At 61.6% G+C, this 22,358-nt stretch carries 20 protein-coding genes and 1 pseudogene; 13 read left to right on the forward strand and 8 right to left on the reverse strand.

Translation table 11 applies throughout. The features are described from left to right. The 3 genes from MOV63_RS14885 to gcvP all read left to right on the forward strand — a co-directional run. On the forward strand, positions 1-295 hold a 295-nt coding region (locus tag MOV63_RS14885), incomplete at its 5' end, for a glycine cleavage T C-terminal barrel domain-containing protein (RefSeq protein ID WP_309500830.1). Between the two features lie 16 nt (positions 296-311). After that, the gene (gene gcvH / locus MOV63_RS14890; protein ID WP_247034492.1) at positions 312-674 is read left to right on the forward strand and encodes a glycine cleavage system protein GcvH; all 363 of its coding nucleotides are present in this window, start codon (positions 312-314) and stop codon (positions 672-674) included. After that, positions 671-3,538, forward strand: coding sequence for an aminomethyl-transferring glycine dehydrogenase (gene gcvP / locus MOV63_RS14895; protein ID WP_247034493.1), 2,868 nt, complete (start codon positions 671-673; stop codon positions 3,536-3,538). The genes gcvH and gcvP overlap by 4 nt, the downstream gene beginning before the upstream one ends. Before the next feature lie 220 nt (positions 3,539-3,758). Here gcvP and MOV63_RS14900 read toward each other — a convergent pair whose 3' ends face one another. Continuing rightward, complete coding sequence (locus MOV63_RS14900) at positions 3,759-4,100, reverse strand: hypothetical protein (protein ID WP_247034494.1); 342 nt, start codon at positions 4,098-4,100, stop codon at positions 3,759-3,761. Between the two features lie 223 nt (positions 4,101-4,323). On the opposite strand from MOV63_RS14900, the gene MOV63_RS14905 reads away from it, so the two are divergent. Genes MOV63_RS14905 through MOV63_RS14915 form a run of 3 tightly spaced genes read left to right on the forward strand, consistent with a single transcriptional unit; the run spans position 4,324 to position 7,175 of the window. Continuing rightward, the gene (locus tag MOV63_RS14905; RefSeq protein WP_247034495.1) at positions 4,324-4,872 is read left to right on the forward strand and encodes a hypothetical protein; all 549 of its coding nucleotides are present in this window, start codon (positions 4,324-4,326) and stop codon (positions 4,870-4,872) included. Between the two features lie 13 nt (positions 4,873-4,885). Further along, positions 4,886-6,853, forward strand: coding sequence for a hypothetical protein (locus tag MOV63_RS14910; protein WP_247034496.1), 1,968 nt, complete (start codon positions 4,886-4,888; stop codon positions 6,851-6,853). Between the two features lie 4 nt (positions 6,854-6,857). Then, positions 6,858-7,175 carry a hypothetical protein gene (locus MOV63_RS14915; protein ID WP_247034498.1) on the forward strand — a complete coding sequence of 106 codons (318 nt, stop codon included), beginning with the start codon at positions 6,858-6,860 and terminating at the stop codon, positions 7,173-7,175. Between the two features lie 20 nt (positions 7,176-7,195). Here the strand turns inward: MOV63_RS14915 and MOV63_RS14920 are convergent, their stop codons facing one another. The 4 genes from MOV63_RS14920 to MOV63_RS14935 form a co-directional block, all read right to left on the reverse strand. After that, positions 7,196-8,179 (reverse strand): hypothetical protein, encoded by a 984-nt coding sequence (locus tag MOV63_RS14920; RefSeq protein ID WP_247034500.1) that lies wholly within the window; start codon positions 8,177-8,179, stop codon positions 7,196-7,198. After that, positions 8,176-9,039, reverse strand: a complete 864-nt coding sequence (locus MOV63_RS14925; RefSeq protein ID WP_247034501.1) for a hypothetical protein — start codon at positions 9,037-9,039, stop codon at positions 8,176-8,178. Before MOV63_RS14925 ends, MOV63_RS14920 begins: the two co-directional genes overlap by 4 nt. Positions 9,040-9,514: 475 nt before the next feature. Beyond that, positions 9,515-10,606: a tRNA dihydrouridine(20/20a) synthase DusA gene (dusA, locus tag MOV63_RS14930; RefSeq protein ID WP_258719205.1), complete on the reverse strand. Its 1,092-nt coding sequence runs from the start codon at positions 10,604-10,606 to the stop codon at positions 9,515-9,517. A 473-nt stretch (positions 10,607-11,079) separates the two neighbouring features. Further along, positions 11,080-11,964 (reverse strand): LysR substrate-binding domain-containing protein, encoded by an 885-nt coding sequence (locus MOV63_RS14935; protein WP_247034503.1) that lies wholly within the window; start codon positions 11,962-11,964, stop codon positions 11,080-11,082. A gap of 126 nt (positions 11,965-12,090) precedes the next feature. Between MOV63_RS14935 and MOV63_RS14940 the strand changes: the two genes are divergently transcribed. From MOV63_RS14940 to MOV63_RS14965, 6 genes are all read left to right on the forward strand, one after another. Next, complete coding sequence (locus MOV63_RS14940; RefSeq protein ID WP_247034505.1) at positions 12,091-13,698, forward strand: ABC transporter substrate-binding protein; 1,608 nt, start codon at positions 12,091-12,093, stop codon at positions 13,696-13,698. 66 nt (positions 13,699-13,764) lie between these two features. After that, entirely contained in the window at positions 13,765-15,168 is a 1,404-nt protein-coding gene (locus tag MOV63_RS14945; RefSeq protein ID WP_247034506.1) for an adenylosuccinate lyase family protein, read from the forward strand. Continuing rightward, positions 15,168-16,151, forward strand: coding sequence for an ABC transporter permease (locus MOV63_RS14950; protein ID WP_247034508.1), 984 nt, complete (start codon positions 15,168-15,170; stop codon positions 16,149-16,151). The genes MOV63_RS14945 and MOV63_RS14950 overlap by 1 nt, the downstream gene beginning before the upstream one ends. Next, positions 16,148-17,359: an ABC transporter permease gene (locus tag MOV63_RS14955; protein WP_247034510.1), complete on the forward strand. Its 1,212-nt coding sequence runs from the start codon at positions 16,148-16,150 to the stop codon at positions 17,357-17,359. Before MOV63_RS14950 ends, MOV63_RS14955 begins: the two co-directional genes overlap by 4 nt. Positions 17,360-17,370: 11 nt before the next feature. Then, entirely contained in the window at positions 17,371-18,339 is a 969-nt protein-coding gene (locus tag MOV63_RS14960; RefSeq protein WP_247034511.1) for an ABC transporter ATP-binding protein, read from the forward strand. Positions 18,340-18,342: 3 nt separating this feature from the next. After that, positions 18,343-19,335, forward strand: a complete 993-nt coding sequence (locus tag MOV63_RS14965) for an ABC transporter ATP-binding protein (RefSeq protein ID WP_247034513.1) — start codon at positions 18,343-18,345, stop codon at positions 19,333-19,335. A gap of 175 nt (positions 19,336-19,510) precedes the next feature. Here MOV63_RS14965 and MOV63_RS14970 read toward each other — a convergent pair. Both MOV63_RS14970 and MOV63_RS14975 read right to left on the reverse strand, forming a co-directional pair. Beyond that, positions 19,511-19,651, reverse strand: a pseudogene (locus tag MOV63_RS14970) (N-alpha-acetyl diaminobutyric acid deacetylase DoeB); the annotation flags it as partial. Between the two features lie 313 nt (positions 19,652-19,964). After that, positions 19,965-20,825: an SDR family oxidoreductase gene (locus MOV63_RS14975; protein WP_247034515.1), complete on the reverse strand. Its 861-nt coding sequence runs from the start codon at positions 20,823-20,825 to the stop codon at positions 19,965-19,967. Positions 20,826-20,932: 107 nt separating this feature from the next. Here MOV63_RS14975 and MOV63_RS14980 point away from each other — a divergent pair, with 107 nt between their 5' ends. After that, entirely contained in the window at positions 20,933-21,823 is an 891-nt protein-coding gene (locus MOV63_RS14980) for a LysR family transcriptional regulator (protein WP_247034517.1), read from the forward strand. 97 nt (positions 21,824-21,920) lie between these two features. Here the strand turns inward: MOV63_RS14980 and MOV63_RS14985 are convergent, their stop codons facing one another. Continuing rightward, complete coding sequence (locus tag MOV63_RS14985) at positions 21,921-22,346, reverse strand: CBS domain-containing protein (RefSeq protein WP_038543186.1); 426 nt, start codon at positions 22,344-22,346, stop codon at positions 21,921-21,923. Positions 22,347-22,358 lie beyond the last annotated feature (12 nt).

Genomic DNA, 22,358 nt, shown 5'->3' on the forward strand with positions numbered 1-22,358 from the left:
CATCCTCGACGAGCTGGCGAACGGCACCTCCCGCCGCCGCGTCGGCCTGAAGCCGGAGGGCAAGGCGCCCGTCCGCGCACATGCAAAACTTTACGCCGAGGCTGAGGGCCGGACCGAACTCGGCGAAGTCACCTCCGGCACATTCGGCCCCTCGGTCGAAGGCCCCGTCGCCATGGGTTACGTGCCGACCCGCTTTGCCGAACCTGGCTGCCAGATTTTTGCGGAGGTGCGCGGCAAATATCTGCCCGTCACGGTCGCCGCCCTTCCCTTCGTCACCCCCACCTACAAACGATAATCCTCCGGAGAGAACCATGCTGAAATTCACCGCTGAACACGAATGGCTGAAGCTCGAAGACGGTGTCGCGACCGTCGGCATCACCTCTCACGCTGCCGAGCAGCTTGGCGACCTCGTTTTCGTGGAACTGCCGGAAGTCGGCGCCGAACTGACCAAGGACGGCAATGCCGCGACCGTGGAGAGCGTCAAGGCCGCCTCCGACGTCTATTGTCCGCTGGACGGCGAAGTTACCGAGGTCAACCAGGCGATCGTCGACGATCCCTCGATCGTCAATTCCGATCCTCAAGGCGAAGGCTGGTTCTTCAAGCTGAAGCTCAAGACCGCCTCCGACGCCGACGCGCTGCTCGACGAGGCCGCCTACCAGGAACTGATCGCATGACCACCGACAGCACCGATTTCCATTTCACCGACTACCAGCCCTACGACTTCGCCAACCGCCGCCATATCGGCCCTTCGCCCGCCGAGATGGCCGAGATGTTGAAAATCGTCGGCTACAAAAGCCTCGACGCGCTGATCGACGCCACCGTGCCATCCTCGATCCGCCAAACGACCCCGCTTGCCTGGGGCCCGGCGCTGACCGAGCGCGAGGCGCTCGACAAGCTGCGCGATACGGCCAACCGCAACAAGGCGCTCGTCTCGCTGATCGGCCAGGGTTATTACGGCACCATCACCCCGCCGGTCATCCAGCGCAACATTCTCGAAAACCCGGCCTGGTACACGGCCTACACGCCCTACCAGCCGGAAATCAGCCAGGGCCGCCTCGAGGCGCTGCTCAATTTCCAGACGATGATCTGCGACCTGACGGGCCTCGACGTTGCCAATGCTTCGCTGCTCGACGAGGCGACCGCCGCTGCCGAAGCCATGGCGCTCTGCCAGCGCCAGGCCAAATCGAAGGCGCCGGCCTTCTTCGTCGATGCCGCCTGTCATCCGCAGACGATCGCGCTGATCGAAACCCGCGCCGCGCCGCTCGGCTGGAGCGTTATCATCGGCGACCCGATGACTGATCTCGATCCGGTCGACGTGTTCGGCGCGATCTTCCAGTATCCGGGCACCAACGGTCATGTCCGCGATTTCACCGGCCTGATCTCCCGCCTGCACCAGACCGGCGCGGTCGCCGCCGTCGCCGCCGATCCCTTGGCGCTGACGCTCCTCAAATCCCCCGGCGAAATGGGCGCCGACATCGCCATCGGCTCCTCCCAGCGCTTCGGCGTGCCGGTCGGTTACGGCGGCCCGCATGCGGCCTATATGGCGGTCAAGGATGCCCACAAGCGCGCCATGCCCGGCCGCCTGGTCGGCGTCTCGGTCGATAGCCGCGGCAACCGCGCCTACCGCCTGTCGCTGCAGACCCGCGAACAGCATATCCGCCGCGAAAAGGCGACCTCGAACATCTGCACCGCCCAGGTCCTGCTGGCCGTCATGGCCTCCATGTACGGGGTCTTCCACGGCCCGGACGGGCTCAAAGCGATCGCCCAGCAGGTCCACCGCAAGGCCGTGCTGATGGCCAAGGGCCTGGAAAAGCTCGGCTACACCATCGACCCCGACACCTTCTTCGACACCATCACCGTCGAGGTCGGCCACATGCAGGGCCTGATCATGCGCGCCGCGGTCGCCGAAGGCGTCAACCTGCGCAAAGTCGGCGAAACCCGCATCGGCATGTCGCTCGACGAGCGCACTCGTCCCGCGGCGCTCGAAGCCGTCTGGCGTGCCTTCGGCGGCAATTTCAAGGTCTCGGATTTCGAGCCGACCTGGCGCCTGCCGATCGCGCTCCTGCGCAAATCCGACTACATGACCCACCCGATCTTCCACATGAACCGCGCCGAAAGCGAGATGACCCGCTATATCCGTCGGCTCTCGGACCGGGACCTGGCGCTCGACCGGGCGATGATCCCGCTCGGTTCCTGCACCATGAAACTGAATGCGACGGCCGAAATGCTGCCGATCACGTGGCCGGAATTTGCCGACATCCACCCCTTCGTGCCGGCCGACCAGGCGCTCGGCTACAAGGAAATGATCGACGACCTGTCGCAAAAACTCTGCCAGATCACCGGTTACGACGCCTTCTCGCTGCAGCCGAATTCCGGCGCGCAAGGGGAATATGCGGGCCTTCTGACCATCCGCAACTACCACATCGCCAACGGTGATACCCACCGCGACGTCTGCCTCATCCCGACTTCCGCGCACGGCACCAACCCGGCCTCCGCCCAGATGGTCGGCATGAAGGTGGTCGTCGTCAAGGTCCGCGACAACGGCGATATCGACCTCGACGATTTCCGCGCCAAGGCCGAGCAATATGCCGAGAACCTCTCGGCCTGCATGATCACCTACCCCTCGACCCACGGCGTCTTCGAGGAGACGGTGCGCGAGATCTGCGAGATCACCCATGCCCACGGCGGCCAGGTCTATCTCGACGGCGCCAACATGAACGCCATGGTCGGCCTGTCCCGGCCCGGTGACATCGGCTCCGACGTCTCCCACCTCAACCTCCACAAGACCTTCTGCATCCCGCATGGCGGCGGCGGTCCGGGCATGGGTCCGATCGGCGTCAAGTCACATCTGGCGGCACATCTCCCCGGACACCCGGCGACGGACGGCCGTGAGGGTGCAGTTTCGGCGGCCCCCTTCGGCTCGCCGTCGATCCTGCCGATCTCCTGGTCCTACTGCCTGATGATGGGCGGCGAGGGCCTGACCCAGGCGACCAAGGTGGCGATCCTCAACGCCAACTACATCGCCGCACGCCTAAAGGGCGCCTATGACGTGCTCTACAAGTCGGAATCTGGCCGCGTCGCGCATGAATGCATCATCGACACGCGCCCGCTCAATGTCTCGGCCGGTGTCAGCGTCGACGATGTCGCAAAACGCCTGATCGACTGCGGTTTCCACGCCCCGACCATGAGCTGGCCGGTCGCCGGCACGCTGATGATCGAACCGACCGAGTCGGAAACCAAGGCCGAGATCGACCGGTTCTGCGAAGCGATGCTGGCGATCCGAGAGGAAGCCCGCGCCATCGAGGACGGTCGCATGGACCGGCAAAACAACCCGCTGAAGAACGCCCCGCACACGGTGGAAGACCTGGTCGGCGAATGGGACCGCCCCTATTCCCGCGAGCAGGCCTGCTACCCGCCCGGCGCCTTCCGCGTCGACAAATACTGGTCCCCGGTCAACCGCGTCGACAACGTTTATGGCGACCGCAACCTCGTCTGCACCTGCCCGCCGCTGGAGACTTACGCGGAGGCGGCCGAGTAGCGCGGTTTCCCGCTCAGGGAGGGCTTTGCCCGGCAAACCCCTCCCGCCTGCCGGCCACCCTCCCCACAAGGGGAGGGTCAAGACTGCCGCACCTGCTCGCGTCCCGAAGCCCTCCGCCGGCCGCAAATCGGTAGACGACCGGAGCGAGGGTCAATTCGATATCACGGCCCAAACCGTCGGAAATCCTGAAAGATTGGCGATGCGGGTTGCGGCCGGCGCCTCATGGCTTGCCGCCGGCTTCAACCCGCATCAGACAGTTCACATAGGCGCTGCGGGCAAACGACATCCTCTGGTCGGCGCAGGCAAGGCGAACCGCCTCGGAAGCTTGCTTGCGCACCTGGTCGTCGCGGAAGGCAAAAAACACCTTGCCGACGACGAGAAACACAAGCGCGGCGATCCACAGCCCGTGGCGGATCTGTTTCCAGGAAATCCGGAAAGACCGCCCCTCATCGCCGGCCTGTGCGAAACGCTCCGAAACGCGGGCGGAAACCGCCGCCGGCCCGGACGGCTCGCTGCCGGCCGCAGCGATCCCTCGTCGGCCAAATCGACGCCGCGACGCCATCACCCGCATTCTCCGCCGGTTGGAAAGCGGCGATCCTACCCGCTGTTCCTTTCGATCTGGTCAATGCCGCCGACCGCCTAAAACGCCCGGCCGCAACCGAAAAAACGCCGCGCCCCGTTCCGGCACATCTGTGCCGGGCCGCAATACGCTTCCCTTACCCTGCCCGTTCAGTCTTCCTTGAAGCTCTTGCCCTAAAACATCCGTCATCGGCTTTTGGGGATGCTTGGCTTTCGACGGCACTCCACCGACTTCCGGAGGCAACGAGGTACTCAGGCAGTTCAATGACGGATCGCAGGATGTGGTGCAGTTCCTGCGCCCTGGCGCGGCGGCGAATCCGAGTTTCGCGGATGTGGTCCTCGACAGTCGTTGGCCGGCACTGCAGATCCTCGCTGAGGGCTACCAGATCATTGACGGCCAACCGAACTACACTCCTCCGGCCAGCGTCAACCCGGGGCAGTCCTTTACCGTCAACTTCAACAACTTCGGTCTGTTTCCGTTCGTCAAATATACGACGCTGCATGTCGATGGCGTCAACGGCTTCTCGGCTAAGCCGGCCGCGACCTTCATCACCGAAAACTATAACAACCAGCTGCAGTATCATCAGGGCAACTCGACCTATTGCGTGCTGAGCGGATCGCAGGCGACGTTCTGGACCTTCAACGGCAATCCAAGCCTTGAGCGCACGAACCAGAATAATCAGTGGGTCTTCGATTACCCGCCCGATGCGATCATCGGCATTCGATACTTCATCCTCGGCATCCCGGCCTTATAAGGGTTCTTCTCGCATGGCTGAATACTACACGACCGGATCGATTCAATTGACCAACGGCAGCAATTCCGTGACCGGGATCGGCACTGCTTGGGCGATTGCGCAGGTGGCCGGCGGCACGATCTATGTCGGGGCGCAAGGCAATGCTCTTCCGCTCGTCTCGATCGAAAGCGACACGGCGGCGATTGCGGCTTTGGAGTGGTCCGGCGCGACCGGCACCTATCCGTATGCCCTGCTTCGCGCCACCGCCTTCAGCGACCAACTCGAAACCAATAGCAATATACTGTCCCGGCTCCTGGTCGCGATGGAGGCCGGAACGCTCTACCGCTATGATGCGACGGGAGATCTTGCCGAACTCACGACCTATAACGAGCGGCCGGAAGGTTTCGCCTTCCTGGCGATCGATACCAATCCGGCAAGGCTCTACATCAAGGCTTCCGCCGCTTCCGGCGATTGGGCCGGGCCGTTCGGTTATGGCCCTGGTCCTGCGGGTCCGGCACCTGATATCGATTTTCAGCCGGTGGTGACAGGCTTGCCCGGCACCAATGCCGGGATGGTCGTGACGGGCAGCGGGGAACCGGCTGACCCTTACGAAATCACCTTCACCATTCCCGCCGGCAGGACCGGGATAAACCCGCGCGGCGACTATTCCAGCGTCACGGCCTATGATCCTCGCGACATGGTCACCGATAACGGTTCTTCATGGGTCGCGCTTCAGGCGACGACGGGCAACGCGCCTCCGGTGCTTCCGACAACCGCCAACGCCTATTGGCAGCTCGCTGCCAGAAGGGGGATCGACGGTACGGGCACGGGCGATATGGTCGGACCCAATGGTGGCGTAGCGAATGGTAATGTTCCATCATTTAGCGGTACGTCTGGAAAGTTGCTTGGAGATAGCGGAAAACCTGCTTCGGGTCTGGTTGTCGGTCCGGCGGTTTCCGTGGATGGGGCGCTTGTCGGCTATAGCGGAACTTCGGGCAAGCTCCTGAAAGCGCTCACCAGTGCCGAGGCTAAATCCTGGCTTGCGACGACGGCGCTCGATGTCGTGTTCAGCAATGCGACGGCGAACCTTCCTGGCGCTCCGACGACCGTGCAGGCGGCAATTGAATCTCTCGTAAATTCCGGCGGCAGGAATGACGCCCTGCTGGCGCTCGAAGTCGCCGACCTGAAGGGTGTGCGCCTTGGGATGAGGAACGGCGTTGCTGACCCTTTCGACGACGCGACAGGCGTCGATGCGGCGGCTTCAACAAATGAGGTCTATGATGCGGCAAACGATTGGTTTTCGCCGTCTCCAACGCCGACCACTGTGGTCCATTCAATCATTCTTACGAATGATGCGTCGATTGCCACGCAACGCAAGTACCGGATCAGGTATGCCGCTGCCGGGCTTGTTGCCGCCGGCACATTCGTTCGCATCAGAGTTGTCGGACCATCTGCCGGCGCTTCCAAGGCGATTACCAACATGTTCTTCGGTCGTGCTGCCGCGAGTGGAGACGCATGGGACATGGACACCATCTCAACCACTCCAGTCCGAGTGACGTTCGCAGGCCTAAGCAAGGACGGCGCGGTAGACGAGGCGGGCACAGCTGATGTCTCAGGCTACACCCTAACTACCGGTTCGACGCCCGTGGTGACGGCCATTGAAGTTAAATCCTCTGCCGGAGCATACGCCAATATGGCGCTGCGATCTGTGGCCTATGCGGCGGCCGCAGTACCGACGACAGGCCGCATCGCGGTTCAGCTTGTCGAGATTGATCCCACTACGATCAACACAGACGTTATCGCCAAGATGTCGCGTGACGGCGGGGTCACATGGGCAACCGCCGTTCTGACGTGGGCGCAATACCAGTTCCTTCCAAGGGTCTACGAGGCGAACAATATCAACCTCGCCAGCCTTGGTTCCGGCAGCTCGCTGAAGTGGGAAATCGACACTGCCAACAATAAGAACGTCGCCGTTTCCGGTGTCGTCATGCAATGGAGTTGAGGTGATGGCGCCAAGGTTATTCGGGAATGCGATGATCGCCGGCCAGATGCCGACGATCGATCACTACAAGACGGCTTTCGATACTCATCTCGACGCTGTCGCGGCTCAACGGCAATACGACAACCGGTTGACCATCGTCAGCTACGCCGGCAGCACCAATCCGCAATGGGCAGCGGAGGCGGAAGCCTTCATCGCGTGGCGGGATTCTGCCTTGATCCACATGTTCCAGCAACTCGCCGCCGCCGAGGCGGGCGAGATCGCTCCGCCGACCATTGAAGAGTTCATTGGCGGCATCACGCCGATCGCATGGCCGGCCCTCTAAGTTGCATGGCGGGCCACGACCTATTCGGCCGGCTGCTGGGCTACCGTCTCGCTGCGGCGCCGTCTCCATGCCCGGCCTATCGACAGCACTATCGCGGTATAGGGCAGCAGCATGAAGTCAGCTCCGGTGTTCGTCCAGTAGCCGTAGCTATGCGAGAGATAGATGCTGAGATGCATGCTCGCGAAGAACATTAGGAATGCGGGGCTCAATCTCGGGAAAAACAACGCGATCGGCGCGGCAAGTTCCAGAGCAAATACCAGAAATGCGGCGATGTCACCAAGCGCCTTGAAGGACAGAAACGAGCTGAACCATAGGCTCGTTGACCACGTCGATACAAAAAGGGACTTCTCGATCGCAGCGATGGAGAACAGATCGAGCCGGGAATCTATGACCCACAGCGCGCCAATGTCGATGACCTTGTTCAGGCCGGAATAGAAATAGTAGGCGTCCATAAAGAACAGCAGGACAAACACAGGCCCGTGAAAGGTCGTGCTCAGGGTAAGCGGGTTGGCCGGTTTTCCGATCCTGTAGTACGCCTCGTTCGGGAACAGCGCGACGACAAACAGCATGAAAAGCATGACCGTCGCCGAGGCGTCCATCGTGTCGCTTCCGAGCAGGAACCAGCCAATGAGATGAGCACCAAGCAAGAGAGCGACCCAAGCCGCCAGCCGGGGAAATATCCCGAGCAGACCGCAGAGGAGGGCGCCAATCGTCGTCATCTGGAACGCGTGAAGAACGGCGACGGACGGGCGAGGGATGAGCTCGTAGATGAATTGGAACGAGGTCCAGTAGAGCCAGGGCGTCTTCCAATAGCTGAACAGCAGCGGCCGCGCTTCACGTCCGAACGCTTCCGGGGGCATGTAAGCCAGACCGGAAAAGTCCCACGACATGAACAGATAGGCAGCCAAACCAAAGGCGCCGGCCTGAATGATGTAGCAATGAAGGGCGACGACAGGGCGCGGCCGGCCGTAGAAGTCGACGGGACCAAAGAATTTCGCGATCATCCGTTCACCTGCGCGATCTTGGCGGCACCAACCACGTTCATCTGTTTGGACTTGTGATCAACCCGCACGGTCATACTCCAAAGCGAAACGGAGACTAGCTCGCTTGCCGGTGGATAGCTGGTGTAGTCGATGCGCTGATAATTGAGGTGGCTCGGGTAGGCGACTCGGTTCGGTATCATGAAGCCGCCGGCACGACGGTTTACAAAATTGTGCCGGATGATTTCGAAGAACTCTTTCTCGTGCGCCACTTGGCCGTTTTCCACCCCGAAGGTAGCCTTCGGCCAGCTCACCATTGCCAGCTCATTGTTTCCGGGGCGGATGGAGCCGTCCTTGAAGTGCAGAAACATAACCTCGCTGGTGGCATAGCCGCTCCTGTGGATGAAGGGCAGGACGGCCGGCTGTAGTGCGGATGCGAAGACGGCAGGCTCCACGTCGGGTGGCATGGATAGGCTTTCCGGGGCATCGGGCTTGATGATGTCGGGAAGTCCCGCATAAATCCATCCAGGTACTCCGCGGTGAGCAATACCGATGTGAAGCTGCCATGAATAGCTTGTGAATATCAGAAGGCAGACGCCAACCACGACCCAACGGTTACGATCTGATGGCGCTTCGGACAGCCAACCGGCAACTCCGGTACAACACCTTCTAATGTAGCGCCTGAAGAAGACGAACACGAGAGCCAAGCCGATAGCCCACGGCAGGAATATGCGGCCGGTGTCGCTCAGCCAGTCGATCCTGATTGGCTTGAGGCGGCTTAGAACAGGCAAGAGCAGCGCGACGGCCACCACGAACCCCAGATAACCGAACAACCCGTTCGATATCCTTTCCTGCCGTCTACGGCCGCTCGTTGAAGTTTCCAAGATCCCCCCTCCTAGTCCACAAGGAAAACGCAAATGCCCGACGTCTTTCCCCGGACATGGCTTCAGGCTGTCCGCATGCACCGAATCGAATGCCGGAGCACATAAGGCTTCACCGATCGACAAGGAACATTACCACATCATCATCGAAAACGTACTGGCGAGCTGGGATGGTCGTAAGTTAAGGGGATCCGCCCCCCTGCGGATGGGGTAGAAATGGGTCAGCGCGCTGTGGGTGTGAAGTTAGGTTTCTGCTGCCAAATGATCCTGCGCGTCGTGCCATTCGATTTTGCGCGCTACAGATATCAACCGCCGAACGGGGCGCTGAGAGGTGTCATTTATTACTTACCTTACGAGGCAGCTTTCAGCGCCCCGTCCGATCCTCGGGTCTCGCTTTGCTCACCCCGAGGATAACGAAAAGAAACCGAGGATCGCCAAGGGAGGAGTGTGTCCGATGGGAACTCGAAAATCTCCGCCCTCACCCCGCCAGCCTCTTCTCCTCGGGTTGAACCCGAGGGCTGCCGTCGATATCCACCGCCGCAAAGGCTGCCGCGATGACCTCCGGTCCGGCACCGGGCCGCGTGGCATCGGTAGAGAGGATCTGGCGAAACCGCCGCGCGCCGGCAAACCCCTGGAAGAGCCCGACCATGTGCCTTGTGACATGATGCAGCCGCCCGCCCCGGCCGATCAGCTCCGCCGCATAGGCCATCATCGTATCGCGGAGCGCCGGCCAGTCGACATCCGGGATTCGAGCCCCTTCGCGACCGCCACCTGCCAGAAACGCATCCACGCCGGCAAGCATTCCGGTATTGTGATAGGCGGCGCGACCGAGCATCACCCCGTCCATATGGGCGAGATGGTTGGCCGCCTGTTCCAGATCGGCGATGCCGCCGTTGATGCCGATGAACACGTCCGGATTTTCCCGCTTCATGGCATGGACCAGCTCGTAGTCGAGCGGCGGCACTTCGCGGTTTTCCTTCGGCGACAGCCCCTGCAGCCAGGCTTTTCTGGCATGAATCCAGACCGCATCGGCCCCGGCGCCAATCACCCGGGCAAGAAAATCCGGCAGCACGTCCGTCGGCTCCTGGTCGTCGACGCCGATCCGGCATTTCACGGTGACCGGCACGCTCGACATCCGCTTCATCGCCGAAACGAGGTCGGCCACATGCGCCGGATCGCGCATCAGGCAGGCGCCAAAAGTGCCCGACTGCACCCGGTCCGACGGGCAGCCGACATTGAGGTTGATCTCGTCGTATCCGTAATCGGCCGCGATCCGCACCGCCTCGGCAAGCTTTGCCGGATCCGAACCGCCGAGCTGCAGCGCAACCGGATGTTCGGCCGGCGAAAAAGACAAGAGCCTGTCGCGCGGCCCATGAATAATCGCGTCGGCCACCACCATCTCGGTATAGAGCAGCGCATCCTTCGACAACTGCCGATGCAGGAAACGGCAATGCCTATCCGTCCAATCAATCATCGGCGCAACGGCGAAAACAGGAGCCTTGATATATCTATTTTTTTCTTGTTTTACGGGCTCTTGGAGCACTCTGTTCTCCGTCTTGTTCAAGCTCATCTTGTACCAAATCCGTCCGTTTCGGTCATGGGCGCTACCACCCCGCGCGCGAAAAGATGGCAGCGTCAGCTACATGGCACGCGTGCGAGTTATGCGGGATGGCGTGACTTATCACGAGACGGAGACTTTTAACAGACGGCCGGCGGCCGCTGCGTGGATGAAGAAGCGTAAGCGGGAACTCGCGAAGCCGCGCCGCCGCGGCTCGGGGATGCTGTCGGCATTGGCAATCTCGCCTCTTCGTCGAGCTATACGATCCGCCTTACGTCCGCGCACTTGCCCTTGGATAGAAGCACCGGACTGCTCTTCAGCCCGGTGCGGTGTTGTTGCTTGTGACAGACACCGGCGGACTCGTGTTCACTGAGCCAATCGGCATGAAAGTCCGTCGCCGCTAGCGTACCGTTTCCGGCTAGACATCGTGTATGCGGAGACTGGGGCGCTGATGCCAGTTGAGGCGGACCGGATCATCGGCCGCCCTATTCCATCACCGCATCTCTCAGCCAGGTGCGAAAGAACCGGAAACTCTCGGACCGAAGCTTCGGATCGGCGAACATGAATAAATAGTGCTCATGCACCATTTCGTTCTCAAACAGAGTAACGAGCTGACCGTCCGCTAGCTCCTGCTTGACCAGCTTCTGGCGGACAATGGCAATGCCGAGTCCTTCGACGGCGGCCGTCAGTTCGAGGCCAGAGCTTTCGAGATCGATGAAGCGGGTATTTGAGAATATTCTTGGCGCACGCGGTCCGAGCCAGCGCTCCCAGTTGCGGGTGAATTCCGCCGATCGCAACAAGGTATGATGTTCCAGATCGTCGGGCGTCTTGAGAGGGGGTGCGCGGCGCAAATAGGCCGGGCTGCAGACCGGAGTGAGATCCGCGTCGCCCAATATCTCGCATACGAATCCTTTTTTTCCGACCGTCTCGCCCACATGGATCATGCCGTCCAGCCCTTCCACATCATGCCCGCCGGTGACGAATTTCACGACGATGTCGGGACGGCGCGCGTAAAGCGTTCCGAGCACCGGCATGATGCATTTCTGCAGAAAGACGCGCGGACTTCCGATCACCAGCGGCCGGCGATCGACGCTGACCGAGAGATCGCTTGTCACGGCGCGGATATCGCCAAGAGACGCGTGGATTCTCGCCCAATAGACTTCTCCGGCGGGCGTCAAGGCTATTCTTCGGTGCGTTCGTTCGAAGAGATCGCAGCCCAAAAATGCTTCCAGATTCTGGATCTGCCGGCTGACCGCGCCGGGCGTCAGGCAGAGCTCGTCCGCCGACTTGGCGATGCTCATGTGCCGCCCCGCCGATTCGAAAACAGGTAGCGAGGTCATCGGCGGCAGGTCCCTGCGCCTTCTTTGCATGATGTTTTCCTCCCTCCGCTTCTCTAGCGTTCAATTGAGAAAAACTCAATCGAATTCAAAAAATTTCGATTTTTCCGCCGGCGATCCGACGATACGGTCCCCGCGGAATGAATGGGAGGGAGGACCATGAAGAACTTATCACTGGCATCTTTCGGCTTGGCGATCGCGGCTGCGACGTCACTTGCCCCTGTCGCGGCTTCGGCCGAACAATTGCGCGTGGGTCTTGCCGCGCTCGCCACGTCGGTTGATCCGCATTTCCACCGTGCCGGCTACAATTTCGATCTCCGCGAAAACATCTCGGACGCGCTCGTTTACGCCAACGGCGTCAACGGCGGCGTCGAGCCGCGCCTTGCGAAATCATGGGAGATCCAGGGCGATACCAAATGGGTCATCACCCTCGAATCGAAGGCGAAGTTCGACGACGGCAGCCCGCTCGGCGCCGACGACGTGATCTACTCGATGTGCCGGGTGCGCAATGTGCCAAACAGCCCCGGCCTGTTCAGCAGCTTCATTTCCACCATCAGCGGCATCAAGGATGCCGGCGACGGCAAGATCGAGATCGACACCAAGAAGCCCGACCCGAACCTGCTGCGCAGCTTGAGCAATATCGGCATCGTCGAGAACCCGACCGGCCGCACGCTGACCTATGACGACAAGACCTGCGGCAACGACAACTGGCTGGAAACGGCCGGCTTCAACAACGGCAAGGTTTCCCCCGGCATCGGCCACTACCGCGTCAGGAAATTCACGCCCGACGTCCAGATCGAACTCGAGCGCAACGCACAGTATTACGGCACCCCGGCCGCCTACGATTCCGTGCTGATCAAATCCCTGCCGGACAACAGCGCCCGCATCGCCGCCCTACTTGGGGGATCGGTGGATGTCATCAATGCCGTACCGATCAATGCCATCGACAGCATCCAGTCGTCGGGCAAGCACCACCTGTCGTCCATGCCCTCGACGTTGCTGATCTTCCTGCTGCCCGATCAGGGCCAGGAAAAGACACCGAAGGTTTCCGGTACCAACGGAAAGAACCCCTTCCTTGACGCGCGTGTCCGCAAGGCGCTCAATCTCGCCATCAACCGCGAGCAAATCGCCGAGACCGTGATGGGGGGCATGGCGGGGCCGGCAAGTCAGATCATCGTTGACGGCGTCTTCGGTCACAATCCCGACCTGCAGCCCTCTCCCTTCGATCCGCAGGAGGCCAAGCGCCTGCTGGCCGAGGCGGGGTATCCGAACGGTTTTTCCCTGACGCTGAACGCGCCGAGCGACCGCTATGTTAACGGCGCCCAGGTCGCTCAGGCGGTGACCGCCATGCTCTCGCAGATCGGGCTCAACGTGACGCTGGAGACTTTCCCGTTTAGCATCTACTTCACCAAGGCCAGCGCCTACGAGTTCAGCCTCTATCTCGCCGGTGCCGCAGCCGATACCGGCGAGGGCCTGAGCCAGATGATCAACCTCGCCGGCACCCGCAATCCCGATCGCGGCTGGGGCGGTGCAAACCGCGGACGCTATTCCAGCAAGGTCACCGACAAGGCGCTCGAAGACGCGCAATCGACGCTCGACGACGCCAAGCGGGAAGATCTGATCCGCTCCGCCGTGGCCCAGGTCTACAAGGACGACGGCTACGTGCCGCTCTACCACGAGTTCGGCGTCTGGGGGGTGCGCAACGGCGTTCACTACGACGCCAACGCCAACCTGACCAATATCTTCTACACCGCACGTCCCGAATGACGCACGGCCGGTGGAGCCGGCATTTCACGCCGGCCCTGCCCTGTTTTTATGAAAGTGCAAAGCCAGATGGGTACAGAATTCAACGACGCCCTCACGTCACAATACGACTACCAGGGACTGAGGGAGGCATTCGCAGCGCCGGCCATGTACCAGGCCTTCCTGGACGTCGAAAAGGCCGTGGCCCTGGCCCAGGGAGAGCTCGGCATGATCCCGGTCGCTTCAGCGGAGGCGATCGCCGGACATTGTCGTTACGAGCTCCTGGACATGGAACGCCTGGATGCCTCCTATCGGACAACCCGCCATCCGCTGATGCCGCTCATCAATGAACTCGTCCGGCTCTGCGGCTCCGAGCACGGCGGTTATGTCCACTGGGGCATCACCACTCAAAACATCATCCAGACGGGACTGCTGTTGCTCGCCAAGCGCGCCCAGGCGGTGCTGGACGGCTTTCTCGCCAACATCCTTCAACATCTCGGCCACCATGCCCGCACCCATGCCAACACCGTTATGGCCGGACGCACGCATTATCGCCACGCGGTGCCGATCACCTTCGGTTTCAAGGTGGCTGTGTGGATCGAGGAATTCCTCCAGGCCGCGGACCGGCTCAAGGAGGCCGAGAAGCGAGCCTTCGTGGTGATGAGCGGCGGCGCGGTCGGCTGCTTCTCGGCCCTCGGCAGGCAGGGGCCGGCCTTCCAGTCGCGCGTGGCGGCTCTTCTCGGCATGGGCGAGATGGCCATTCCCTCCCGGGCGATCCGCACCCACATGTGCGAATATGTCAATGCGCTGAGCCTGATAGCCTCCATCTGCCACAAGATCGCCGAGGAGATCTACCAGAGTTCCTCCGAGGAATACGGAGAGCTGCACGAAGGTCGCATCGAGGGCACCATCGGCTCCTCTACCATGCCGCAGAAGATCAACCCGATCCTCTGCTACGGCATCATCGCTAACAGCAACAAGCTCTATTCCTGCGCCGGAATGCTGATGGCGGCCGCATACCGCCCGTTCGAATCGGACGGCAGCGCCAACCAGATGTTCGAGGACGGGCTGGCTGAGGTCATCGCCGCCATTTCCGAAATCCTCGTGCGGACCGAACTACTGGTGCGCGACCTGCATGTGGATACGGAGCGGATGCGGGCCAATCTGGACCTGTCGCATGGAGCGATCTTCGGGGAGTTCGCCATGATGCGGCTCGGCCAGACGCTCGGCAAACACAGGGGCCATGAACTGGTCCACGACGCTGCCATGGCCGCGGCCGGCGGCAAGGCCCCCTTCCTGGAGGAGTTGGCGCTGCTGCCGGGCGGCGCGGCAATCAGGGTCGAGATCGAAAAGCGGCTTGAAACCAGCAGCACCAGCGGCATATGCGCCGAATATGCGTTGCATTTCGGTTCGCTGGTCCAGGATATTGTGGCGGGGTCTATGCCGACCGCCGAGCAACGCAATATCAATGCCTACCTAAAGGCCGACCGCTGATGTTCTCCTTCGTGCTGCAGCGCCTGTTGCAAAGCGTGGTCGTGGCGCTCGTGCTGTCGATCGTCCTGTTCGTCGGCGTCTGGCTGATCGGCAACCCGGCAGACATCCTGATCTCGTCTGAAGCATCGGAGGCCGACCGGCTGGCGGCCATCACCGCGCTCGGCCTCGACAAGCCGCTCTGGCAACAGTACTTGACCTTCCTCGGCAATGCCGCGCAAGGGGATTGGGGATATTCCTTCGTCTACAAGGAGCCGGTCGTCAGCATTCTGCTGCAGCGTTTGCCCGCCAGCCTGGAACTCGGCATCGTGGCCTTTTTTATCGCCATCGCCGTCTCCGTGCCCGCAGGCCTCTATTCAGGCCTCAGGCCGGGTTCGCCGCTCGGCCGGGGCCTGATGGCCTTCTCGCTGATCGGCGTCAGCATACCGACCTTCTGGCAGGGCATGCTGCTGATCGTCGCCTTCGGTATCGCCCTGCCGATCCTGCCGGTCGGCGACCGGGGCCAGGTGGCGACCCATCTCGGCATCACCTCCAGCCTCTGGACGCTCGATGGCTGGTCGCACATCGTCATGCCTGCCTTCAGCCTGGCATTGTTGAAGATGTCGCTGCTGATGCGCGTGACGCGCGCCGCGACGATGGAAATCGTGCGCCTCGACTTCGTCAAGTTCGCCTATGCCAAGGGCGTGCGCAGCCGCAAGGTCGTCGTCGGCCATATCCTGCGCAACGCGCTGGTTCCGCTCATCACCGTCACCGGCATCGAACTCGGCAACCTGCTTGCCTATGGGGTGATCACCGAGACGGTCTTCTCCTGGCCAGGATTGGGCAAGCTCCTGATCAACTCGATCAAGGTCTTGGATCGGCCGCTGATCGTGGCGCAGCTCACCTATACCGCGCTGCTGTTCATCGGCATCAATTTCATCGTCGATATCCTTCACATGGCGATCGATCCCCGCATCAAATCCGTGATGGGACGGCGCACAGCATGAGCACGGCCGGATTCAAGGATTACGCGCAGCACTTTGCCGAAAGCCGCGCCGCCGTCGTCAGTCTTGCGGTCAGCCTGGCCTTCGTCGCCTGTGCCATCTTCGCACCGCTGCTGTCGCCGACGGACCCATACGACCTGACGCAGCTTCAGCTCTCCGATGCGTTGAAGCCGACTGGTTCCACGCGCATGCTGCCGGGAGAAGAAGTCAGGGCCAATATCCGCATCGACGGCAGCGCGACGTCTGTCCAGCCGGCCACACCAGCCAAGACCCACGTGACGCTCGTGGCCGAGCCCTGCGGGCTGAACTGTCTCGGCGTCGGCGTTCAGCCGGAGGGAACCAGGCTCGCAAACTTGCAGATCCGCAACCTTCCGGCCGGCGCAACCGTCGAGGGTGCCAGGAAGCATCCCGTCCAGTCTTGGTGGACCGTAGACAATCCGGAGGGCGGCAAGGTTAGAATCGCGTCCAACGGCCCGCTGCCAGCGACATTCACCTTTCTCGCCATCGCCAGGTCCATGGATCAGGAAACGGATTTTGTCTTTCACCTGGGCACCGACAGCTTTGGGCGCGACATGTTCTCGGCAATTCTCTACGGCGTCAGGATCAGCGTCTTCGTCGGGCTCGTGGCGGCCGGCGCCGCGATGGTGATCGGCACCGGGCTCGGGCTCCTTTCGGCCTGGCGCGGCGGCATCACGGACGCGATCATCATGCGCGCCGTCGACTTCATGCTCGGTCTTCCGGCCTTGCTCGTCGGGCTTGCAATCCTCGCCATTCTCGGCAACGGCGTCAGTAAGGTCGTGCTCGCTATCGTCATCGTGCAATGGTCCTATTATGCCCGCACGGCCCGCTCCTTTGCGATGAGCGAGCTCGGCAAGGAATATGTCGAGGCGGCACGGTGCCTGAGGCTTTCGCCCGCGCGCATCATGCTGCGGCATGTACTGCCCAACTGCATGCCGCAGATCATCGTGCTCTTCACACTCAACATCGCCTCGGCGATCTCGCTCGAATCGTCGCTGAGCTTCCTCGGAGTCGGCCTGCCGCTGACAAGGCCGTCGCTCGGCATGCTGATCGCCAGCGGCTACGAATTCATCTTCTCGCACAAATACTGGATTAGCATCTATCCCGGCATCGTGCTGCTGGTGATGATCGTCGCCATGAACCTGCTCGGCGACCGGCTGCGTGATCTCAACAATCCGCGGCTCGACCGCTAGAGGAACCGCCCATGACGGCCCCCTTCTTCCGCGTCGATAACCTCAACACCTGGTTTTTCACACGCCAGGGCGTGATCAAATCCGTGCGAGACATTTCCTTCGAACTTTCCCGCGGCGAGGTGCTGGGCATCGTCGGCGAATCCGGCTCGGGCAAATCGGTGACGGGCATGTCGATCATGGGCCAGATCGACGAACCCGGCCGCATCGTCTCCGGCTCGATAGCTCTCGATGGAGAAGAGTTGACGACGCTCGGCTTCGAGGAGATGCGCCACTATCGCGGCAAGCGGATCGCCATGGTGTTCCAGAACCCGCTGATGACGCTGAACCCGCTGATGCGCGTGCGCGATCAGATGTACGAGGCGATCGGCGAGCACGAGAACATTTCCCGCAAGGACATGCACGACCGCTGCATCGAGGCGCTGAAGGCCGTGGGCATCCCTTCGCCGGACGAGCGGCTGAATGCCTATCCGCATGAAATGTCGGGCGGCATGCGCCAGCGCGTCGTCATTGCCATCGCGCTGCTGCTCGGACCGGACATGATCATCGCCGATGAACCGACGACGGCCCTCGACGTCACGATCCAGGCCCAGATCATCTATCATATCCGACGCCTGATCGACGAGCACGGGCTCGGCATGATCTGGATCACGCACGACCTCTCGACGCTCTCCGAACTCGCCGACCGGATCATGGTCATGTATGCGGGAGCGACGATGGAAATCGGCACGACCGAGGAAATCATTGGCGCCGCACGCCATCCTTATACCCGCAAGCTCCTCGATTCCGTCCCCTCGCGCAATGTGCCGGGACGGAAGCTGAAGCAGATTCCCGGTAACATGCCGTCGCTGCTTGCGCTTGGAAAGGGCTGTCCTTTCGCCAGCCGCTGCGACCGGGCAACGGATATCTGCAGCGAGCCGGTGCCAGCCATCCAGCTATCCGCCACCCACCACATCTGGTGCTACCATCCATTCGAGGACTGACGCGTGAACGAGACGATCTTCGAGGCAAGGGACCTATCACGCAGCTTCAGCGTCGGAAGCAGCCCGCTTCGCGATTTTGCGGACCATTTTTTGCGTGACCGCCCGCCAAAAGTGCTGCGCGCCGTCGACAATGTTTCGCTCTCTCTGCGCGAGGGGGAAACGCTTGGCATCGTCGGCGAGTCCGGATGCGGGAAATCGACGCTGGCGCGGATGATCGCCGGCATCCTGCCGGCCTCTTCGGGCGAGCGGCGTTTCCGCGATGAGCCCTACGAAAGCTTCCTTGCACGCAACCGCGACGCGCTGAAGGTCCAGATGGTCTTCCAGGATCCGCTCTCTTCCCTCAACCCGCGCCTGCGCGTCGGCGATATAATCGGCGAGGCTGCGGTGTTGCACGGACTGGTGCGGCGTCCACAGATCAAGGACTATGTCGCCGACATCCTCTCCCAGGTCGGCCTGCCTGCCGACAGCATGGGTCGCTATCCTCACCAGTTTTCCGGCGGCCAGCGCCAGCGCATCGGCATCGCCAGAGCGCTGGCAGTCAAGCCCGACATGCTCATCTGCGACGAAGCCGTGGCCGCGCTCGATGTTTCGGTACAGGCACAAATCATCAACCTTTTGATGGATATCAAGCAAGATAGCGGCCTTGCGATGATCTTCATAAGCCACGATCTCGGCGTCATCCGGCACCTGTGCGACCGGGTGGCAGTGATGTATCTCGGCCGCGTCGTGGAACTTACCGAGACGGAACAGCTTTTCGCATCCCCCTTGCATCCTTACACGCGCATGCTGCTGGAGGGCATGCCGAAGATCTCGCTCCAGCGACGCCGGTTCATGCCGATCCAGGGAGAAATCCCCTCTCCTCTCAGCCCGCCCTCCGGCTGCCACTTCCATCCGCGTTGTCCGATGGCGACCGAACATTGCGGCCGGATACGCCCCGAACTGCGCGAAGCCTCGTCGGGGCATGTTCATGCCTGCTTGAATATCGAGCCTTGTTGAGGTGTGTTCGGGGATTCCGTCACGCCGGATGGCCCGCACCAGCGCCCGCCGATGGCAATGTCCTCGGCGATCAGGGCCAGCACGGAAGATGCCATCGATCGGAAAGCAGATTTGCATGGGCTATGGAAAGCCCCGCAAGCAGGAAGTGGTATCGAAAGTACCGCCTCCAATAACCTCAGTTGACGACGATCGCAATGACCGCAACGCAGTCACCGGCCTTGACCAATCCCGGGAAGTGCCGGGCGCACAGAACACCGCTCATCTTGACACGGAGTTCATGGGGTGTGACGCCGGTTCATCCGCTAGGGTAGATGCGGCCACAACATTGTACCAACTGTTATCGCCATCTGCCAAACGAGGATGCGGTCATGGGCGCGACCACCCCGCGCGCGCGAAGATGGCAGCGTCAGCTACATGGCACACCTGCGAGTTATGCGGAATGGCGTGACTTATCGCAAGACGGAGACTTTTGACAGACGCCACCCGAGTTGCCGGCAATGATCCGCTGAAGATGACTACGCAAAAGCCCCGATCGGAACGACGGTTATACGACCCATTTTTACGACGTCGCAAAATTGGGGCTTTTGCGATTTCCGAAATCTTCCCAGAATGGGGAGAGCGCGAAGCTCTCAGCCCATTTCCGAGGCGAAGTCGCGATATCGGCGGAGCGGGCGGCCAAGGAGTGCCGTCAGGCGCTCGACGTCGCCGGCCTCTGGCAGCATGCCGTCGGTCAGGAAACGCTCGCCCATCAGGCGCATGTCGTAGGCCATCCAGGCGGGCACGAACTGCTTGAGGTTCTGCTCAAAGCCCTCGGTATCGTCGCCGCCGTAGCTGATCGGGCGGGCGAGCACGTCTGACCAGATGGCGGCGATGTCCGTTCCGGTGAGCGTCTCTGGGCCGACGAGGTTGATCCGGTCGAGCGCCAGCGGTTCTGCGGCTTGTTCGCGGCGCAGCAGTTCAAGGGCGGCGATTTCAGCGATGTCACGGGTGTCGATCATGGCGAGGCCCTTGGCGCCGATCGGCATTGTGTAGGCGCCGTAGCCGGTGATGACATCTTTGACCATCAGATCGTTCTGCATGAAATAGGCTGGTCGCAAGATCGTCGCCTTGAAACCCATCTGCTCGATCATTCGCTCGACACCGAACTTGCCCGCGAAATGCGGCACGTTCACATAAACGTCGGCGTGGATCACCGACAGATAGACGATGCGTTCGACGCCCGCCGATCGGGCGACGTTGAGCGCGATCAAAGCCTGGGTGAATTCGTCCGGTACCACTGCGTTGAGGAGGAACAGGGTAGACACGCCGGACATGGCGTTGCGCAATGAGTCGATGTCGAGGAAGTCGCCCTGCACGACGCTGACGCCCGTCGGGAAAACCGCTTTCGATGGGTCGCGGACAAGAGCACGTACATCGGCGCCGCGCTCGACGAGGTGTTCGACGACTTTGCGGCCGATATTGCCTGTAGCGCCGGTAACAAGAATGGTCATGGGATTTATCTCCGGGTTGGTATTGCTTGACACCCCGAATATGTGTGGTTCATTGATGACCCGATAGACCTGCAATTTGGACACACCGTCTCACAGGTGGAACAGCAATGGATCTCGTCGCGCTTGCCGATTTTAATCTCGTTGCCCGCCATGGCGGCTTCGGCAAAGCGGCAAGGGCCACCGGCCGGCCGAAGGCGACCCTCTCGCGGCGTGTCGCCGAGCTGGAAAGCGGTCTCGATCTGCGGCTGTTTGAACGGGGTGCGCGTAACCTGAAGCTCACCGAAGAAGGACGGGCGCTTTTCGAGCGGACGGGGGCGTTGCTCGCAGAACTGGACGAGACGGCTTCGGCGATTGCCTCGGGCGGTCAAAAACCCAAGGGGAGATTGCGGATCAGCGCACCTTTACATTTTTCGCAGACCGCAATGGGCAGGATTGCTGCTGGGTTTGCCCTTAAGTATCCGGAGGTGAGGCTTGAGGTGACGAGTGAGGACCGGCCTGTGGACATGATCGAGGAAGGCTACGATCTGGTCATCCGGGTCAATCCAGATCCGGATGAAAGCCTGGTCGGACGAGCATTTCTCCGCGACCGGCTGGTTGTGGTGGCGAGCCCGGCTCTGCCCCGCCCGAACGGAGACCACCCTGCTCCCGTCGTTGCGCGCGGCCCAAGCGAACCGCAAACATGGCAGGTGAAGACACCCGGTGGCCGCTCGACGATTAGAATCGAGCCGGTGCTCACTTTGTCTACGCTCATCACGATCCGGGACGCGGTGCGAGCCGGCGTCGGTGCAGCACGTCTTCCCATTTCGTTGGTGAGCCACGACCTGGCTGACGGCACACTGGTACATTGGGGGGATATCGACGGTCCCGAGATCGCTCTATGGACTCTCTACCCGTCTCGGCGCCTGCTCAGCGCACGAGTATCGGCTTTCTTGGACTTTCTAAAACAGGTCTTTCCAAATGGGACGCCGGACGAACTGGCGGCCTATATCGGCAGGTGACGACAAAACATGCTTTTGAGAGCCGGCAAAGGCGGGCGCAGAGGATCTGCGGCTGCCGGTTTAGTCCCGATGCGCTACGCCGATTCTGCGTTCCTTGTCAGTGCGCGTGAGCGCCGCCCGGACGGGAGACCTTCTTCAATCCAGCTCCCGCGGCGGCGGTGTCCGCCAGGGCGGCATCACCGAGCGAGATGACCCCCGTCAGGCGTTTGTCGCGGTTGACGACGGGAAGACGGCGGACCTGAACCTTGCCCATGTTGCGCGCCACGTCGTCGACATCATCGTCTTCGAAACAGTACTTTACGTCCCGCGTCATCACTTCCCGGATCTTGGCATCGCCTCCAAGCCCGTCGGCAAGCCCCCGGATGACCAGATCCCGGTCCGTGACCGTTCCGACGAGCTTGTCGTTGTCACCGACGGGCAAAAAGCCGATCTGCCTGTCGGCCATGCACCTGGCGATTTCGGCGACGGTCTGATGGGGACTGGCGATCTCGACATCGCGCGACATGATCTCTGACACTTTCATGGTCTTTCCTCC

Source organism: Neorhizobium sp. SHOUNA12A, from assembly GCF_023006505.1.
GTDB lineage: Bacteria > Pseudomonadota > Alphaproteobacteria > Rhizobiales > Rhizobiaceae > Neorhizobium.

Bases quoted from the DNA above. Each gene is read 5' to 3' on its own strand.
- gcvH (WP_247034492.1), top strand. From the start codon at position 312: ATGCTGAAATTCACCGCTGAACACGAATGGCTGAAGCTCGAAGACGGT.
- gcvP (WP_247034493.1), top strand. From the start codon at position 671: ATGACCACCGACAGCACCGATTTCCATTTCACCGACTACCAGCCCTAC.
- MOV63_RS14900 (WP_247034494.1), bottom strand. From the start codon at position 4,100: ATGGCGTCGCGGCGTCGATTTGGCCGACGAGGGATCGCTGCGGCCGGC.
- MOV63_RS14910 (WP_247034496.1), top strand. From the start codon at position 4,886: ATGGCTGAATACTACACGACCGGATCGATTCAATTGACCAACGGCAGC.
- MOV63_RS14915 (WP_247034498.1), top strand. From the start codon at position 6,858: ATGGCGCCAAGGTTATTCGGGAATGCGATGATCGCCGGCCAGATGCCG.
- MOV63_RS14920 (WP_247034500.1), bottom strand. From the start codon at position 8,179: ATGATCGCGAAATTCTTTGGTCCCGTCGACTTCTACGGCCGGCCGCGC.
- dusA (WP_258719205.1), bottom strand. From the start codon at position 10,606: ATGAGCTTGAACAAGACGGAGAACAGAGTGCTCCAAGAGCCCGTAAAA.
- MOV63_RS14935 (WP_247034503.1), bottom strand. From the start codon at position 11,964: ATGCAAAGAAGGCGCAGGGACCTGCCGCCGATGACCTCGCTACCTGTT.
- MOV63_RS14940 (WP_247034505.1), top strand. From the start codon at position 12,091: ATGAAGAACTTATCACTGGCATCTTTCGGCTTGGCGATCGCGGCTGCG.
- MOV63_RS14945 (WP_247034506.1), top strand. From the start codon at position 13,765: ATGGGTACAGAATTCAACGACGCCCTCACGTCACAATACGACTACCAG.
- MOV63_RS14950 (WP_247034508.1), top strand. From the start codon at position 15,168: ATGTTCTCCTTCGTGCTGCAGCGCCTGTTGCAAAGCGTGGTCGTGGCG.
- MOV63_RS14955 (WP_247034510.1), top strand. From the start codon at position 16,148: ATGAGCACGGCCGGATTCAAGGATTACGCGCAGCACTTTGCCGAAAGC.
- MOV63_RS14960 (WP_247034511.1), top strand. From the start codon at position 17,371: ATGACGGCCCCCTTCTTCCGCGTCGATAACCTCAACACCTGGTTTTTC.
- MOV63_RS14975 (WP_247034515.1), bottom strand. From the start codon at position 20,825: ATGACCATTCTTGTTACCGGCGCTACAGGCAATATCGGCCGCAAAGTC.
- MOV63_RS14980 (WP_247034517.1), top strand. From the start codon at position 20,933: ATGGATCTCGTCGCGCTTGCCGATTTTAATCTCGTTGCCCGCCATGGC.
- MOV63_RS14985 (WP_038543186.1), bottom strand. From the start codon at position 22,346: ATGAAAGTGTCAGAGATCATGTCGCGCGATGTCGAGATCGCCAGTCCC.